We start from the raw sequence: 14,495 nt of genomic DNA on the forward strand, positions 1-14,495 counted from the left end.
CCTTGAAGAGGGCGCGACACGGCGTGCCGGGCGTCCGGCGTGACCAAAACTTCCGGGCATGGCAACGAACGTTCTCGACGCGGCCGCCGCCACCGGCACCGGCCGCCGCGCACCATGGAAAGCCCCGGTGGGCGAGCCCTCGTACGCCCGTCCGGCACTGCTGCTCCTCACCGTCCTCGCCGCGGTGTTCTACGCATGGGGCATCACCCATAGCCAGTACCACACCTTCTACGCCGACGCGGCGCGCAGCATGACCGGGAGCTGGAAGGCGTTCTTCTACGGCTCTTTCGACCCCGCGAATTCCATCACGCTCGACAAATCCCCGGGATTCCTGTGGCCGCAGGCCCTGTCCGCCCGCCTCCTCGGCTTCCACCCCTGGACCCTGACCCTGCCCCAGGTCCTGGAGGGCGTGGCGAGTCTGCTGGTGCTGTACCGCCTGGTGCACCGCTGGGCCGGGACGCACGCGGCCCTCCTCGCCGCCACGGCCTTCCTGGTGACCCCGGTAGCCGTCGGCCTGTTCCGCACCTCGGTGGAGGACCCGGCGTTCACCCTGTGCCTGCTGCTCGCCGCCGAGGCCACCCAGCGGGCCGCGCGGGCGGGCCGGCTGCGCCCGCTGCTGCTGGCCGGGGTCTGGGTCGGCGCCGCCTTCCAGGCGAAGATGCTGGAGGCCTGGGCCGTGCTGCCCGCCCTCGCCCTGGTGTACCTGGTCTCGGCCCCGCTCGCGCTGCGCCGCCGCCTCGCCCACCTCGGCCTGGCGGCCCTGGTGACGACCGCCGTCTCGGCCTCCTGGATGCTCGCGGTGACCCTCGTACCCGCCAAGGACCGCCCGTACGTCGACGGCACCACCAACAACTCCGCGTTCAGCATGGTCGTCGGCTACAACTTCCTGAACCGCTTCGGCTCGCTCGGCATCAGCGCGGCCGCCACCGGGAGCGTGAGCGCGACCCAGGGGGGCGGGCACCGGGGCGACCGGGAGCGCGGAGCGGCCGGGCCCGGGGCCGTACACGCGGACGCGCACCGGACGTCCGAGCGGCAGGGCGCGCAGCCGGCCCCGGACGCCTCCCCGTTGGCCGCGGGCGGGTTCGGCGGCGCGCAGAACGGGTGGGCGAAGATGTTCGGGACCACCCTTGCGGCCCAGACCGGCTGGTTCTACCCGTTCGCCGCCGCGGCCGTCGTCTGCGGGCTGCTCTGGCGGCGGGGCCGGCCGCGCACCGACGCCTCGCGCGCCGGGTTCCTGCTGTGGGGCACCTGGCTCGCCGTGTACTTCCTGGTGTTCAGCGCCGGGAGCGTCGGCCCGCACACCTACTACATGGGCGTGATCGCGGTGCCGCTCGCCGCGCTCACCGGCGCCGGGACGGTGCTGATGTGGCGCGCCCACCGCGCGGGCGGGCGGCGCGCCTGGGCGCTGCCGGTCGCGGTGGCGGCGACCACGGTGTGGAGCGCGTGCCTCGCCGACCGCTTCGCCGCCGCCTTCCTGCCCTGGCTCGCCCCCGCGGTCGCCGCGCTGGGCCTCGCCGCCGTCGTCCTGCTGGCCCTCGCCCGGCCCGAACGGCCGCGCACCGGCGGCCGGTTGGCGCTCGCCGGGCTGGCCGCCTCCCTCGCGGCCGTGCTCGTCGCCCCGAGCGCCTGGGCGGTACAGGTCTTCAACCCGGCGTACGGCACCTCGGGCATGGGCTCGGTCGGCCCGACCAGTCCCGACCGGGAGCGGGGGAGGGGAAGTTCGGGACCGCAGGCGGTCGGTGCGCGCACGGCCTCCCCGTCCGGCTTCGCCGCTTTGGCCGGCATCGCCTCGGACGGCGCCCTGACCCCCGACGAACGCCGCCTCCTCGACTACACCCGCGCCCACCGGGGCGGGGCGCGCTATGTGTTCGCCACCACCAACTGGAACGCCGCCTCCCCGTACATCCTTTCGGCGGGCGCCGATGTCCTGCCGCTCGGCGGGTTCAGCGGCAAGGTGCCCTTCCCGGCACCGGCCGACTTCCAGCGGCTGGTGGCCGCGGGACAGGTCCGGTACGTGCTCGTGGGCGGCCCCGCGGGGCTCGGCCCGCTGGCCGCCGGTACCGGGAACACGGCCGCGGGGCCGACCGCGGCCACGCGGATCGCCGACCGGGTCGAGGCCACCTGCACGAAGGTCCCCGCCTCGGCGTACGGCGGCACGGACACCCCCGCCGCGCCCCCGGCACCCGGACGGACCGCCCGGACGCTCTACCGCTGCGGTCCCGGCCAGTAGCATGAGCGGCGGCAGCCCGGAATGATCATGCGAGGAGCAGATCGTGCGAGACATCGCCGTCTTCAGCGGCAGTGCCCATCCCGAACTGGCTGAGGAGGTCTGCGCGCATCTGGGGGTGCCGCTGAGCCCGACCAGGGTCAGCAGGTTCGCCAACGACTGCCTGGAGGTACAGCTTCAGGCCAACTGCCGGGAACGGGATGTGTTCCTGATCCAGCCGCTGGTCAAGCCGGTGCAGGAACACCTGGTGGAGCTGCTGCTGATGTGCGACGCGGCCCGGGGCGCCTCCGCCTCCCGGATCACCGTCGTCATGCCGCACTACTCCTACGCCCGCTCCGACAAGAAGGACGCGCCCCGGATCTCCATCGGCGGCCGGCTCGTCGCCGATCTGATGGTGGCCGCGGGCGCGAGCCGGGTCCTCGCCATGACCCTGCACTCCCCGCAGGTGCACGGCTTCTTCTCGGTGCCGGTGGACCATCTGCACGCGCTGCGCGAACTGGCCGCGCATTTCCGGCAGTACGACCTCTCGCGCACCACCGTGGTCTCCCCGGACCTCGGCAACGCCAAGGAGGCCGCCGCCTTCGCCCGGCGCATCGGCGCACAGGTGGCGGCCGGCGCCAAGCAGCGGTACGCGGACGACCGGGTGAGCATCAGCTCCGTCATCGGCGACATCGCCGGGCGGGACGTCATCGTGCTGGACGACGAGATCGCCAAGGGCAGCACCGTGCTCGAACTCCTGGACCGGCTACGCGAGTTGGGCCCGCGCTCGATCCGGGTGGCGTGCACGCACGGGCTGTTCGCGGCCGGTGCGCTGGGTCGGCTCGGCGAGCAGCCGGACGTGCTGGAGATCGTCTGCACCAACACCGTGCCGATCCCGGCCGACGAGCACAGCGACAAGCTGCGCGTCCTGTCCATCGCCCCGGCCCTCGCCGAGGCGGTACGGCGCATCCACAACGGGGAGTCGGTCAGCGCCCTGTTCGAGGAGGGGTGAGCCGTCCGGGGGACGCCCCCTCACCGTGAACCGGACGCGATCCCGGCTCCCGCCAGGGCCGCGTCCGTCGTCGCGTGCGGCGGCAGCAGCCGGGACAGGCCCGTCACCCGCAGGACGCGCAGGGTCAGCGGGTGGGTGCACACCAGGTGCAACTGCCCGTCGTGGCCGAGGATCCGGGCCCGCGCCCGGTAGAGCAGGCGCAGCCCCGAGCAGTCGAAGAACTCCACGGGCCGCAGATCGAGCACGACCCGGGCGCCGGGGCGGCCGGTGATCCGGTCCAGCAGCGGAAGGATCTCGTCCGCCGCGATGATGTCGATCTCGCCCCGGAACTCCAGGACGGTGTACGCACGGTATGCGTACACACGCAGATGCCGGGTGAGGGACACGGGTTCCCGTCGCACCTCGGCATCACCTCCCACCCGCGCCCGGACGTCGGATCTCCGACCGTCAAGTTACCCTCGATGGAAGGAATTTGAGCATGTTCGATTGACATATGTCTTCGGGTTTCGCGCGTGTCCGGGGGCCGTTCAGTCGACCAGCAGCACCAGCTTCCCCGTGGTGCGCCCGGTCTCCCCCTGTTCGTGCGCCTTCGCGGCGTCGGCCAGCGGGTACGTCCCGGCGATCGATGCCCTCAGCTTCCCCGACTCGACGAGTTCCGCGACCGACCGCATTCCGGCCCGGTCGGCGTCCACCAGCATCCGTACCGCCCGTACGCCGAGCCGCTCGGCCTCCTCGTACAGTTCGCGGGAGCCCACCGGCAGGATCGACACCAGGATCCCGCCGGGCCGCAGTGTCCGCAGGGAGCGCAGGGCCGTCTCGCCGCCGAGGGTGTCCAGGACGATGTCCACGTCCCGTACCGCCTCGGTGACATCGGTGGAGTGGTAGTCGACCGGCTCGGCCACGCCGATCTCCCGCAGGAAGTCGTGCTTGGCCGCGCTCGCCGTGCCGATCACATGGGCGCCGTGCGCCGCGGCGATCTGCGCGGCCACATGCCCGACCCCGCCGGCCGCCGCCTGGACCAGCACCCGCTGTCCTTGCCGTACCCCGGCCCGCTCGGTCAGCGCCTGCCAGGCGGTCAGCGACACCAGGGGCAGCGCGCCCGCCTGGGTGTGGTCGACCGAGGCGGGTTTGTGCCACAGGGCGCGGACCGGGGCGATCACGTACTCGGCGTGCGAGCCGTGTCCGAAGGGGTAGGGCAGCATGCCGAACACCTCGTCGCCGTGCCGGAACTCGGCCACGCCGATCCCGGTCTCGGCGACCTCCCCGGAGACGTCCCAGCCGAGCACGAACGGCGGCTCGCCGAGGAACCCGCCGGTGGCGCGGTGCTTCCAGTCGGTGGGGTTCAGCCCGGCGGCCCGCACCCGGACCAGCACCTCGTTCGGCCGCGGCTTCGGCCGCTCCAGCGTCACTTCCCGCAGTACCCCGGGGCCGCCGAGGACGTCCTGGCCGATGGCTCGCATGGTGGTCACATCGTTCATGGTCCCCCAGCCTGCCCCGCGCCGCCCCGCGGCGGACCGGCACCATGACCGAGTTCCGAACGTTCGGGCCCGCTCCCGCGTCCAGGGGTCGTACGGATCCGGTGAACGCGACGAGATGGGGGCGGAGCATGCGCGCAGGGCCGAGGACGGTGGTGGCGGTGACGGCCGTGGTGGTGGCGGGATGCGGCGTGGGCGGCCACGGGACGGGACGCGGTCCCGGCCTGGTGGTGCGGGGGACCCCGCCCGCGCGGCCGTACGGCGGACCGCTCCACGTCCGCACCGCGGAGGCGGGCGGAAGCGGCACCCGGGCGCTGCTCGCGGCCTCCGGGGCGGCCGGGCGGGCGCTGGAGTGCGACGGGAAGATCTTCGACGGCGGCGGGTCCGACCCCTGGAGCGCCGCCGAGGGCGGCGCCACCCCCGAGGAGGGGCTGGCCCGCTACTTCGACATGGACAAGCCGGAGGTGCCCGCGTACGGCTACCGGGTGGAGCGCCGGGAGGCCGACCGGGTGCTCTACTCCTTCGACGTCGGCGGCCGTACCAAGGTGGCCGTCGTGGTGGCCAGGGACCAGCGGGACCGGCCCGGCTGGGGCCCCGAGACCAGCGCCTCCTGCGACCCGGCCGAACTCCCCGAGCGGTTCACCGCCACCACCGGGTGGGAGATCTGGACCGGGCGTGACGGCAGACGGGTCCCGGTGACCCGGCTCGCCACCTCACCCGGTCCCGACCACTGCGACTGGGGGTCCGCCCGCTTTCTCGGCCTGGGCGACCGGATCTACGTCCGCGACCCCGAGGGCGTCCTCGCACGCGAGGGCTACCTCGGCGGGCCGTACGTCGGCCGGCTGCGCGCCCTGCCCGCCGACGCGTACGACACCGGGTACCGCCACCGCGACGAGCGGCTGTGGCTCACCCCCGGCCGGGCCACGGCCTACATCCGTACGTCCCACGGGGTGGAGGCATGGCCCCGCCTGAAGGCGGGGGCCGACTGCGACTGAGGTCCGGTGCCGGGCGTACGCCGGGGACGCACCCGGTGCGCGAAGACGCGCCGCCGGGGCCGAACCTGATGCGTGGGCCCTGATGCGTGGGCCCGTCCGGGCGGCCACACTGGAGCGCACCCGCACCCCTTCAGGAGGCCGAACCCGATGACCCCGCCGCCCGCCCGCACCGCCGAGCAGCGCAAGAAGGACACCCTGCACCGGCTGGACCATGACGAGGACGCCTGGGTGGCCACGGCCGGACCCGACGGCGGCGCGCCCTATCTGGTGCCGCTGTCGTTCGTCTGGGACGGCGCCCTCCTGCTGTTCGCCACCCCCGCCGACAGCCCCACCGGCCGCAATCTGGTCGACAGCGGCCGGGTCAGGCTCGGCATCGGGACGACCCGGGACGTCGTCGTCGTGGACGGCGGCGTGCAGTCGGTGAGCCCGGAGGACCTGCCCGAGGAGGACGCGGAGGTCTTCGCGGGCAAGACCGGCTTCGACCCCCGGCGGCTCGCCACCCGCTATCTGTACTTCCGGGTCGTCCCCGAGCGCATCCAGGCCTGGCGCGAGGCGAACGAGCTGCCCGGACGGGTTCTCATGCGCGACGGCCGGTGGCTGCTCGACGACTGAGACCGTCCGGGCGGCCGCTCAACGCCATCCCCGCTTGCCGCCCTTGTCCCGCTTGCTCTCCTTGCCGACCTTGCCCGCCTTGCCCTCCGTGCCGTTCTCGTGGTCCTCGGCCACCGGCCACACGCCCGTCGAGCGGGCGATGGCCTTGGCCCCGGTGCGGTCCACGGCGCTGCGCACCACCGCGAAGATCGCGCCCTGCAGGGCGGCGGCCAGCAGGATGTCGCGCAGCCGGCGGTCCTCGTCCAGAGCGGTGGGCGCGTCGTCCTCGTGCCGAATCGCCTTCCACGCCTGCTTGAAGGCGAGACCGGCGACCGCGCCGCTCGCCCAGCTGAGCACGAAACCGATCGGCTGATAGACGAAGGGGAGCTTGGTCTTCTTCGACTTGGACATGGATGACTCCTTCCTCGTCAGGGGGTTCTCATACGGGACGGCCCGCGGGGGCCACCCGTTCGCCCTCGGGCACCGGGCCCGGGGGCGTGCCGTCGCCGAAGGGCCGGCCGCCCAGCTCCTCGCGGTGGTGCGGGCTCAGCCAGGACGCGAGATCGGGGCCGAGCGGCACGATGCCCGTCGGGTTGATACCGGAGTGCACCTGGTAGTAGTGCCGTTTGATGTGGTCGAAGTCGACGGTGTCGCCGAACCCCGGGGTCTGGAACAGGTCACGGGCGTACGCCCACAGCACCGGGTCCTCCGCCAGCTTCCAGCGGTTGCACTTGAAGTGGCCGTGGTAGACCGGGTCGAACCGGACCAGCGTGGTGAACAGCCGGATGTCCGCTTCCGTGAGGGTGTCGCCGACCAGATACCGCTGTCCGGCCAGCCGTTCGGCGATCATTTCCAGCCGCCGGAAGACGCCCGCGCAGGCCTTCTCGTACTCCTCCTGGTGGGTGGCGAACCCGGCCCGGTACACGCCGTTGTTGACGTCCCCGTACACCCCGGCCATCACCTCGTCGATCTCGTCGCGGCGGGCCGCCGGATACAGATCGGGGGCGCCCTCGCGGTGCAGGGCCGTCCACTCGGTGGCGAGGTCCAGGGTGAGCCGCTGGTAGTCGTTGGTGACCAGCTTCCCGCTGTCCACGTCCACCACGGCGGGCACGCTCACCCCGCCCGGATACCCGCTCTCGCGGCGGTCGTACGCCTCGCTGAGGTAGCGGATGCCGAGCACCGGGTCCCGGCCGTCCGCATCCAGGGTGAACCGCCAGCTGCGGTCGTCCTGGATCGGGTCGGCGACCGCCATGGACAGCGCGTCCTCCAGACCGAGCAGCCGGCGGGAGATCACCGCCCGGCTCGCCCAGGGGCACGCGCGCGACACCACAAGGCGGTAGCGCCCCGCCGCCACCGGCCACCCGTCCCGGCCGTCCGCCGTGATCCGGTCCCGGAAATGGCTGCGCGACCGGCTGAAGCTCTTGTGGCCGTAGGCGCGGTTGCCGTCACCGCCCATGTCTCCTCCTCGCCGCCGGGTCCCGGACGCTCACCGCCGGGGTCCCCGGAGCACCGACTTCTCCGTCAGAGCACCGACTTCCCCGTTTCCGGGCGCCCGCACGGTGTGATTCCCGGGCCCCCGGGCAGTCGGCCCCCGTGAGTGGAACATCACCGAAGCGACAGGAGCACGGGGCCGCCCCGGCGGGTGCCGCCGGTGCCGACGGGCGCACCGGGGCCACCGACCGCCGGGCGCGGACCCGCGAGCGGCGCAGCCGGGCGAGCGACCGCCGTACCCGGGTCACCGTCCTCGTCGCCCTCGGGGCCAATCTGCTGATCGCCGCGGCCAAGGCCGTCGGCGGGGTGCTCTCGGGATCGCCCGCGCTGCTGTCGGAGGCCGCGCACTCGGTCGCCGACTCCTTCAACGAGGTGTTCCTGCTGGCCGCCCTGCGCCGCAGCCGCCGCCCCGCCGATGCCCGGCACCCCTTCGGCTACGGCAAGGAACGCTTCTTCTGGTCGCTGCTCGCCGCCGTCGGGATCTTCGTGATGGGCGGCTGCTTCTCCTTCTTCCAGGGCTGCGAGGCACTGCGCCAGGGCACCCGGGAGACGTCCCGCGGCTATGTGGTGGGCCTCGTCGTGCTGGCCGTGGCACTGCTGGCCGAGGGCGGCTCGCTGCTGCGCGCCCTGCACCAGGTGCGCGCGCGGGGCGGCCGGGCGGCACTGCGCGATCCGGCGCTGCGCACGGTGGTCGCCGAGGACGGCACGGCGGTGCTCGGCGTGAGCCTGGCGATCGCCGGGATGGCCCTGCACATGGCCACCGGGCAGGTCGCCTGGGAGGCGTCCGCCTCGCTCGCCATCGGGGTCCTGCTGGTCTACGTCGCCTACCGGCTGGGCCGCGAGGCCCGCGATCAGCTCATCGGACAGGCCGCCGATCCGGAGCTGAGCGGGCGTATCGGCGCGCTGCTGCGGGCGCAGCCGGAGATCGACAGCGTGGAGTCGCTGTTCACCATGAAACTGGGCCTCGACTCCACCCTGGTGGCCGCCCGTATCGACCTGGTGCCGGGCCTGGACAGCGAGCGTGTCGAGGAGGCCGCCGACCGCATCAAGCGCTCGCTGGCCGCGACGTTCCCGGCCGCCGACCAGATCTTCCTCGACGTCACCGACAGCCCGGACGGCGAGGCACGGCAGAGCCCCGCCGCGACGGGGGAACGCGGCGGGGCCTGACGGCACGACTGCCCGTGCCGGAGCGGGTTCACACCTGCCGGGTGCAGAATTCTCCGGCGGGCATCGCCTCGGCGATGCCCGTCAGCTCCCCTCGGCCGGCTCCAGCACGAACACCGGGATCTGCCGGTCGGTCTTCTGCTGGTACTCCGCGTACGGCGGGTACGCGGCGACCGCCCGCTCCCACCACCGGGCCTTCTCGTCGCCGGTGACCTCACGGGCCCGCATGTCCTGCTTGACCGGGCCGTCCTGAAGCTCGACATGCGGATCGGCCTTGACATTGAAGTACCACACCGGGTGCTTCGGCGCGCCGCCCTGCGAGGCGACCACCGCGTACGCGCCCTCGTGCGCCACCCGCATCAGCGGCGTCTTGCGGATCTTCCCGCTCTTCGCGCCCTTCGTCGTCAGGACGATGACCGGCATCCCGGTGTCCAGCAGAGTGTTCCCCTTCGTCCCGCCGGAGCTCTCGTACAGCTCCACCTGATCGCGTACCCACTGCTCCGGGCTCGGCTCGTACTCACCCTTGAGAGGCATGGATCCGTCCCCTTCGTCGCTCCCACGCATGCATGTGCACCGGTTCCAACACCGGCGGCCGCACGCTTCATCCGTACCGTGCTTCCCCGCACCGCCCCGATCATTACCTCCGCGGTCATCGCGTCACCCGCACCGCCCTTGGCACAGTGGTCGTCCACCGAGTCCGTCCCCGACCCCGGGAGTGCCCGCCATGACGTACGACCCGACCCCCGACACTCGCGCCGCGGTCCAGGAACTCCTGGTCAGGATCGGCGCGGGCGACCCGGACCGGATCGCCGAGCTGTACGCCGTGGACTGCGACTGGCGGCTGGACTGGCCCGAGGAGGAGCACGGCCGCCCGGACACCCCCTGGATCCGGCACCGCGCCACCCGCGCCGATGTGGCCGCCCACTTCCGGGAGCTGGCCGCCCACCATGTCCCCGAGAAGGCGGACACCGGCGTCGAGCGGATCCTGGTCGACGGCGAGGACGCGGTCGTCCTCGGCGTCATACGGCAGACGGCCGCACCGACCGGCCGCTCCTACACCGCCCGCTTCGCCCTGCACCTCACGGTCCGCGAGGGCCTCGTCGTACGCCACCACGTGTACGAGGACAGCCTCGCCGTGGCCCGCGCCTTCGCCCCGCCCGAGGGGGCCGCCGGGGCGCGGTGAGCGGCGGTTGCGCCGTCTGGCCGGAACCGGACCCTCCTACCTTCGCGATTCGGACGGATCGGGAGGATCCTTGAAGTGGCTGAACTTGTCATCGACCCATAGGTGCCTGAGGCATCTAATGAAGATCGGCACGACGCACTTCTTCGTCTGCGAGGTCTTTCCATGACGGAACTGACGGACATCACCGGCCCGGCGACCCCGGCCGACCCCGTCGCCTTCCCCCAGGACCGCACCTGCCCCTACCACCCGCCGACCGGCTACGCCCCGCTGCGCGAGGCCCGGCCCCTGGCACGCGTCACCCTGTACGACGGCCGCGAGGTCTGGATGGTCACCGGGCACGCCATCGCCCGGTCCCTGCTCGCCGACCCCCGGCTGTCCAGCGACCGCCGCCGCGGCGAGTTCCCGTCGATCTCCCCCCGCTTCGAGGGCGTCCGCGACCGCCGGGTGGCGCTGCTCGGCCAGGACGACCCCGAGCACCAGCGGCAGCGGCGGATGATGATCCCGTCGTTCACCCTCAAACGCGCCGGCGGGCTCCGACCGGCCATCCAGCGGATCGTGGACGGCCTGCTGGACACGATGATCGAGCAGGGACCGCCCGCCGATCTGGTCTCCGCCTTCGCGCTGCCCGTGCCGTCGATGGTGATCTGCGATGTGCTCGGCGTGCCCTACGCCGACCACGAGTTCTTCGAGGAGCAGTCCCGGCGGCTGCTGCGCGGGCCGACCGCCGCGGACAGCCAGGGGGCCCGCGACCGCCTGGAGGAGTATCTGGGCGGCCTCGTCGACGCCAAGGCCCGGCAGTCCGAGCCCGGTGACGGCGTCCTCGACGACCTCGTCCATCAGCAGCTCGGCCAGGGCACGCTGGAGCGCGCCGATGTTGTCTCACTCGCGGTGATCCTGCTGGTCGCGGGCCATGAGACGACCGCCAACATGATCTCGCTGGGCACCTTCACCCTGCTCCAGAACCCCGGCCGGCTGGCCGAGCTGCGCGCGGATCCGGCGCTGCTGCCCGCGGCCGTCGAGGAACTGATGCGGATGCTGTCCATCGCCGACGGGCTGGCCCGGGTGGCGCTCCAGGACATCGAGATCGACGGCACCACGATCCGGGCCGGTGAGGGCGTCTTCTTCTCCACGTCGGTGATCAACCGGGACCCGGGCCAGTACGACGAACCCGACGCCCTGGACTTCCACCGGCCCACCCGTCACCACGTGGCGTTCGGGTTCGGCATCCATCAGTGCCTGGGCCAGAACCTGGCCCGCGCGGAGCTGGAGATCGCCCTCGGCACCCTGCTCGCCCGGCTGCCGGGACTGCGGCTGGCCGCGCCCGCCGAGGAGATCCCCTTCAAACCCGGCGACACGATCCAGGGGATGCTGGAACTCCCCGTGACCTGGTAAGAGGCTCAGCTCATGCACATCGAGATCGACAAGAACGTCTGTATCGGCGCGGGCCAGTGCGCGCTGACCGCGCCGGGCGTGTTCACCCAGGACGACGACGGGTTCAGCATGCTGATCCCCGGCCGCGAGGACGGCGCGGGCGACCCGAACGTCCGCGAGGCGGCCCGGGCGTGCCCGGTCGGCGCGATCACCGTGACGGACTCCGCGACGGCGGAGGCGTAGGCGGACCGAGCAGCCTGAGCGGACCGGCCGGCCCGGGCGGACCGAGCGGGCCGAGCGGACCGGGTGGATCGAGTACGGGACGACGGGGGTGGGCCGGGGCGGCGGACGGTGGGCTCGGCCGGCCGGCCGTTCGCCGCCCCGGCCCACCCCCGCTGCCGCCTGCCCCGGCCCGTCACCCGCCGTCCGTCGCCGGAGATTCAGTTGGCGTGCATGCTCTGCGCCATCCGAACCAGCTCGTCGCTCTCCGCCGCGTCGATCTCGACGTCCAGGACGGTGCAGACGCGGGCCAGAAGGAAGTAGAAGCCCGCCAGGACGAGGGTCTCGACGATCTGTTCCTCGGTGTAGTGGGCGCTGACGGCCGCGTAACGGGCGTCGTCCACGAGCGGCGAGGCGGCCGCGGCGGCGGCGAAGGTGACCAGTGCCTGCTGGGCCGGGGTGAACACGTCGGCGTCGTACCGCTTGGCGCGCAGAGCCGCGCGCTGCTCGTCGGTGACGCCCGCGGCCCGGGAGATGGGCACGTGCTGCGCCCACTCGTACTCGGCCTCGAACACGGTGCCGTAGGTGAGGATGAGGAGCTCGCGGTCCATCGCGCCGAGGCTGGCGTCGGCGAAGAGCGAGGCGCCGAGCCGGGCGATCTGCGTGACCGACCGGGGCGCGTGGCCGAGCATCCGGTACACGTTGATGATGCGCCCCTGACTGAGCGAGCGCAGGGATTCGGGCAGCGCCTCGGTGTCGAGGCAGGGGATGCGGGACATGGGGTCTCTCCTTGGGACGGGTCGGCACAAGGCACAAAGGGGGCAAGGGGCCAAGGGGCCAGGGGTGGGGGAGGTCAGGAGCCCTGGTCGTCGAGCCAGCGGGGCTGTGACGAGCCGCGGGGGACGAGGAGCGGGCCGCGCCAGGCCGGCGGGGTCTCGCTCAGGGTCACCGGCGGGGCCACGAGGGAGAGTTCGCCGAGCGGGGTCGCCCGGGTGAGGCGCTCCGCCGGGACCAACGGCGTCGCGGGCAGCAGCCGTTCGACCTGTTCGGGGGTGAACGTGCCCAGCTGGTAGGCCCAGTTGGAGACACCGGCGAGGGAGACCCGGACCCGGTAGCTGCCGCCCTCGTGGGCACGGCGCAGGACCGCGCTCATGACACCGGCGGCGACGAGATACGCGGCCAGGTAGTCGTTGAGCATCCGGCCGGGCGGCAACTGCGGGCGCCCGTCCCGTCGTTCGCTCCAGTTGACGCCGGTCAGCGCCTGGGCGTGCTGGTCGAAGCCGCCCCGGTCCTGCCAGGGGCCGCTGTGGCCGTAGGCGCGCACGGACACATGGATGATGCCGGGGGAGATCTCGGCGCACTCCTCGGGGCTGAGCCCGAGCCGGGACATCTTCCCGGCCCGGTGGTTGTGCACGAACACATCGGCGGTGCGCAGCAGTTCCTCGAAGGCGCGTCGGCCGTCGCCGCCGGAGTCCAGGGCGAGCCGGGCGGAGCGCAGACCGACACCGGTCTCGTTCCAGCACAGATCGTGGTCAAAGGCGTTCGGCTCGCACACATGCAGCACGTCCGCGCCCTGCTCGGCGAGGACCCGGCCGGCCGCGGTGCCCGCGAAGACATGGGTGAACTGAAGGGAGCGCAGCCCGGACAGCGGCTGGGCACCGGCCGGCAGCGGACGCGGCGGGGCGTCGCCCACCCGCTCCACGGCCACCAGGGGTTCGTCCAGCACGGCCCGGCCCTGCGGGTGCGCGAGGAACTCCTCGCGGCTGCGGACGATCGCGAGGGGGACACCCCGGTCGGCCGCCTCCTCCTCCAGGTCCCAGGAGATCCGCTGTGCGACGGCCGCGCCGATGTGCTCGCGGGTGTGCGCCGTACCCAGCATGTCGAGGAAGGCGTCGCGGGTGCTCGGATAGCAGGCGATCGGGATGGCCCAGCGGTCGTCCGCGGTGCGGTACAGGTCCCACAGCGCGGGGGCGAGCCCGCCGCCGAGCCCGAGGACGCTGCCCATGTTGGAGCCGTAGCCGTTCAGCGTGTTGCCGCCGCCGAGGTAGGGCGTCAGCTGGTGCATCGCCTGCCCGAGGTCCAGGCCGAGACGCTGCGGGCGGCCCGTCGCACTCTGCCAGATCTGTGCCGCGCCGACGGCCGCGGACAGCAGGGCTATGCCCATGGCCGAGCCCAGCCGGATGGTCGAGGGGACCAGCGGATCCTGTCCGCGCACGACGAGTTCGCTGACCGCGCCGTCCCGCGACAGACCGAGCGTCTTCAGTGTCCTGTCTAATTCACCGATCAGATCGAATTCGTTTTCTTCCATGCCCGGAAACATAGCACCGATGAGGTGAAGGTAAACCGGTCGAGTGCCATTTTCGAAGGGGGTGTGGAGCGCTGCTGATGAAAGTCGAACCGTCATCAGTCAGCTATCAGTTCACTATCAGGAAGGGCTGGTTCGGTGGTCCTGAAGCAGTCGATTCGTAGAGAGGCGGTGACGTGGATGTCGCATGATTTTCCCGCCGTGGAGGAGCTCAATCACCTGCCGGAGTACGAGCGCCGGGAGCTCATCGAGGACCTGGTGGTGAAGGAGTTCAGAAACGCCCTTTTCATGACCGACCGCGAGGAGTTCGCCCTGGACGTGGGCTTCTTCGACCTGGGGCTCACCTCGTTGCGGCTGAGCGAGGTGAAGCTTTCCCTGGAGCGGAAGCTGGGTCGCGAGATTTCGACAGCCGCCCTTTTCGGCCATCCGACCGCCGGTCAGTTGATCGACCATCTTTGTGCGTGATCTTTTTCCTGACCGGAG

15 protein-coding genes and 1 pseudogene are annotated in these 14,495 nt (G+C 72.6%); 9 read left to right on the plus strand and 7 right to left on the minus strand.

The features are described 5' to 3' along the window. Positions 1-58 precede the first annotated feature (58 nt). Entirely contained in the window at positions 59-2,230 is a 2,172-nt protein-coding gene (locus AB0N90_RS17205) for a glycosyltransferase family 39 protein (RefSeq protein ID WP_365197244.1), read from the plus strand. 43 nt (positions 2,231-2,273) lie between these two features. Further along, positions 2,274-3,218 carry a ribose-phosphate diphosphokinase gene (locus AB0N90_RS17210; protein WP_037652440.1) on the plus strand — a complete coding sequence of 315 codons (945 nt, stop codon included), beginning with the start codon at positions 2,274-2,276 and terminating at the stop codon, positions 3,216-3,218. A gap of 20 nt (positions 3,219-3,238) precedes the next feature. Here AB0N90_RS17210 and AB0N90_RS17215 read toward each other — a convergent pair whose 3' ends face one another. Beyond that, positions 3,239-3,619 carry an anti-sigma factor antagonist gene (locus AB0N90_RS17215; RefSeq protein WP_365197248.1) on the minus strand — a complete coding sequence of 127 codons (381 nt, stop codon included), beginning with the start codon at positions 3,617-3,619 and terminating at the stop codon, positions 3,239-3,241. Between the two features lie 126 nt (positions 3,620-3,745). Beyond that, on the minus strand, positions 3,746-4,696 hold the full coding sequence (locus AB0N90_RS17220) for an NADP-dependent oxidoreductase (protein WP_365197251.1): 951 nt from the start codon (positions 4,694-4,696) through the stop codon (positions 3,746-3,748). 128 nt (positions 4,697-4,824) lie between these two features. Between AB0N90_RS17220 and AB0N90_RS17225 the strand changes: the two genes are divergently transcribed. Next, positions 4,825-5,688, plus strand: coding sequence for a hypothetical protein (locus AB0N90_RS17225; protein ID WP_365197253.1), 864 nt, complete (start codon positions 4,825-4,827; stop codon positions 5,686-5,688). 147 nt (positions 5,689-5,835) lie between these two features. Next, positions 5,836-6,300, plus strand: coding sequence for a pyridoxamine 5'-phosphate oxidase family protein (locus AB0N90_RS17230; RefSeq protein WP_128793078.1), 465 nt, complete (start codon positions 5,836-5,838; stop codon positions 6,298-6,300). A 114-nt stretch (positions 6,301-6,414) separates the two neighbouring features. Here AB0N90_RS17230 and AB0N90_RS17235 read toward each other — a convergent pair. Next, positions 6,415-6,690 (minus strand): annotated as a pseudogene (locus AB0N90_RS17235) (DUF4235 domain-containing protein); the annotation flags it as partial. Positions 6,691-6,718: 28 nt separating this feature from the next. After that, positions 6,719-7,735: a glutathione S-transferase C-terminal domain-containing protein gene (locus tag AB0N90_RS17240; protein WP_365197256.1), complete on the minus strand. Its 1,017-nt coding sequence runs from the start codon at positions 7,733-7,735 to the stop codon at positions 6,719-6,721. Positions 7,736-7,872: 137 nt separating this feature from the next. Here AB0N90_RS17240 and AB0N90_RS17245 point away from each other — a divergent pair, with 137 nt between their 5' ends. Beyond that, positions 7,873-8,937 carry a cation diffusion facilitator family transporter gene (locus AB0N90_RS17245; RefSeq protein WP_365197258.1) on the plus strand — a complete coding sequence of 355 codons (1,065 nt, stop codon included), beginning with the start codon at positions 7,873-7,875 and terminating at the stop codon, positions 8,935-8,937. 81 nt (positions 8,938-9,018) lie between these two features. Here AB0N90_RS17245 and AB0N90_RS17250 read toward each other — a convergent pair whose 3' ends face one another. Next, complete coding sequence (locus tag AB0N90_RS17250; protein ID WP_361672835.1) at positions 9,019-9,468, minus strand: nitroreductase family deazaflavin-dependent oxidoreductase; 450 nt, start codon at positions 9,466-9,468, stop codon at positions 9,019-9,021. Between the two features lie 190 nt (positions 9,469-9,658). Here AB0N90_RS17250 and AB0N90_RS17255 point away from each other — a divergent pair, with 190 nt between their 5' ends. The 3 genes from AB0N90_RS17255 to AB0N90_RS17265 all read left to right on the plus strand — a co-directional run bounded on the left by AB0N90_RS17255 (position 9,659) and on the right by AB0N90_RS17265 (position 11,731). Next, positions 9,659-10,117, plus strand: a complete 459-nt coding sequence (locus AB0N90_RS17255) for a nuclear transport factor 2 family protein (protein ID WP_365197261.1) — start codon at positions 9,659-9,661, stop codon at positions 10,115-10,117. Between the two features lie 162 nt (positions 10,118-10,279). Then, positions 10,280-11,509 (plus strand): cytochrome P450, encoded by a 1,230-nt coding sequence (locus tag AB0N90_RS17260; RefSeq protein ID WP_365197263.1) that lies wholly within the window; start codon positions 10,280-10,282, stop codon positions 11,507-11,509. Positions 11,510-11,521: 12 nt separating this feature from the next. Beyond that, on the plus strand, positions 11,522-11,731 hold the full coding sequence (locus AB0N90_RS17265) for a ferredoxin (protein WP_037652461.1): 210 nt from the start codon (positions 11,522-11,524) through the stop codon (positions 11,729-11,731). 197 nt (positions 11,732-11,928) lie between these two features. On the opposite strand, the gene AB0N90_RS17270 is transcribed toward AB0N90_RS17265, so the two are convergent. Together AB0N90_RS17270 and AB0N90_RS17275 are read right to left on the minus strand one after the other, a co-directional pair. Beyond that, positions 11,929-12,486: a carboxymuconolactone decarboxylase family protein gene (locus AB0N90_RS17270; protein WP_361672828.1), complete on the minus strand. Its 558-nt coding sequence runs from the start codon at positions 12,484-12,486 to the stop codon at positions 11,929-11,931. Between the two features lie 74 nt (positions 12,487-12,560). Further along, positions 12,561-14,015: a CoA transferase gene (locus tag AB0N90_RS17275; protein WP_361672825.1), complete on the minus strand. Its 1,455-nt coding sequence runs from the start codon at positions 14,013-14,015 to the stop codon at positions 12,561-12,563. 135 nt (positions 14,016-14,150) lie between these two features. On the opposite strand from AB0N90_RS17275, the gene AB0N90_RS17280 reads away from it, so the two are divergent. Further along, positions 14,151-14,477, plus strand: coding sequence for an acyl carrier protein (locus tag AB0N90_RS17280; protein WP_274506008.1), 327 nt, complete (start codon positions 14,151-14,153; stop codon positions 14,475-14,477). Positions 14,478-14,495 lie beyond the last annotated feature (18 nt).

The sequence above is a fragment of the Streptomyces sp. NPDC093018 genome (assembly GCF_040684035.1).
GTDB classification, from domain to species: Bacteria; Actinomycetota; Actinomycetes; order Streptomycetales; family Streptomycetaceae; genus Streptomyces; species Streptomyces murinus.

Excerpts from the sequence above, each read along its gene's own strand:
- AB0N90_RS17255 (WP_365197261.1), top strand. The coding sequence starts at position 9,659 with ATGACGTACGACCCGACCCCCGACACTCGCGCCGCGGTCCAGGAACTC.
- AB0N90_RS17230 (WP_128793078.1), top strand. The coding sequence starts at position 5,836 with ATGACCCCGCCGCCCGCCCGCACCGCCGAGCAGCGCAAGAAGGACACC.
- AB0N90_RS17220 (WP_365197251.1), bottom strand. The coding sequence starts at position 4,696 with ATGAACGATGTGACCACCATGCGAGCCATCGGCCAGGACGTCCTCGGC.
- AB0N90_RS17250 (WP_361672835.1), bottom strand. The coding sequence starts at position 9,468 with ATGCCTCTCAAGGGTGAGTACGAGCCGAGCCCGGAGCAGTGGGTACGC.
- AB0N90_RS17205 (WP_365197244.1), top strand. The coding sequence starts at position 59 with ATGGCAACGAACGTTCTCGACGCGGCCGCCGCCACCGGCACCGGCCGC.
- AB0N90_RS17240 (WP_365197256.1), bottom strand. The coding sequence starts at position 7,735 with ATGGGCGGTGACGGCAACCGCGCCTACGGCCACAAGAGCTTCAGCCGG.
- AB0N90_RS17275 (WP_361672825.1), bottom strand. The coding sequence starts at position 14,015 with ATGGAAGAAAACGAATTCGATCTGATCGGTGAATTAGACAGGACACTG.
- AB0N90_RS17225 (WP_365197253.1), top strand. The coding sequence starts at position 4,825 with ATGCGCGCAGGGCCGAGGACGGTGGTGGCGGTGACGGCCGTGGTGGTG.
- AB0N90_RS17265 (WP_037652461.1), top strand. The coding sequence starts at position 11,522 with ATGCACATCGAGATCGACAAGAACGTCTGTATCGGCGCGGGCCAGTGC.
- AB0N90_RS17260 (WP_365197263.1), top strand. The coding sequence starts at position 10,280 with ATGACGGAACTGACGGACATCACCGGCCCGGCGACCCCGGCCGACCCC.
- AB0N90_RS17270 (WP_361672828.1), bottom strand. The coding sequence starts at position 12,486 with ATGTCCCGCATCCCCTGCCTCGACACCGAGGCGCTGCCCGAATCCCTG.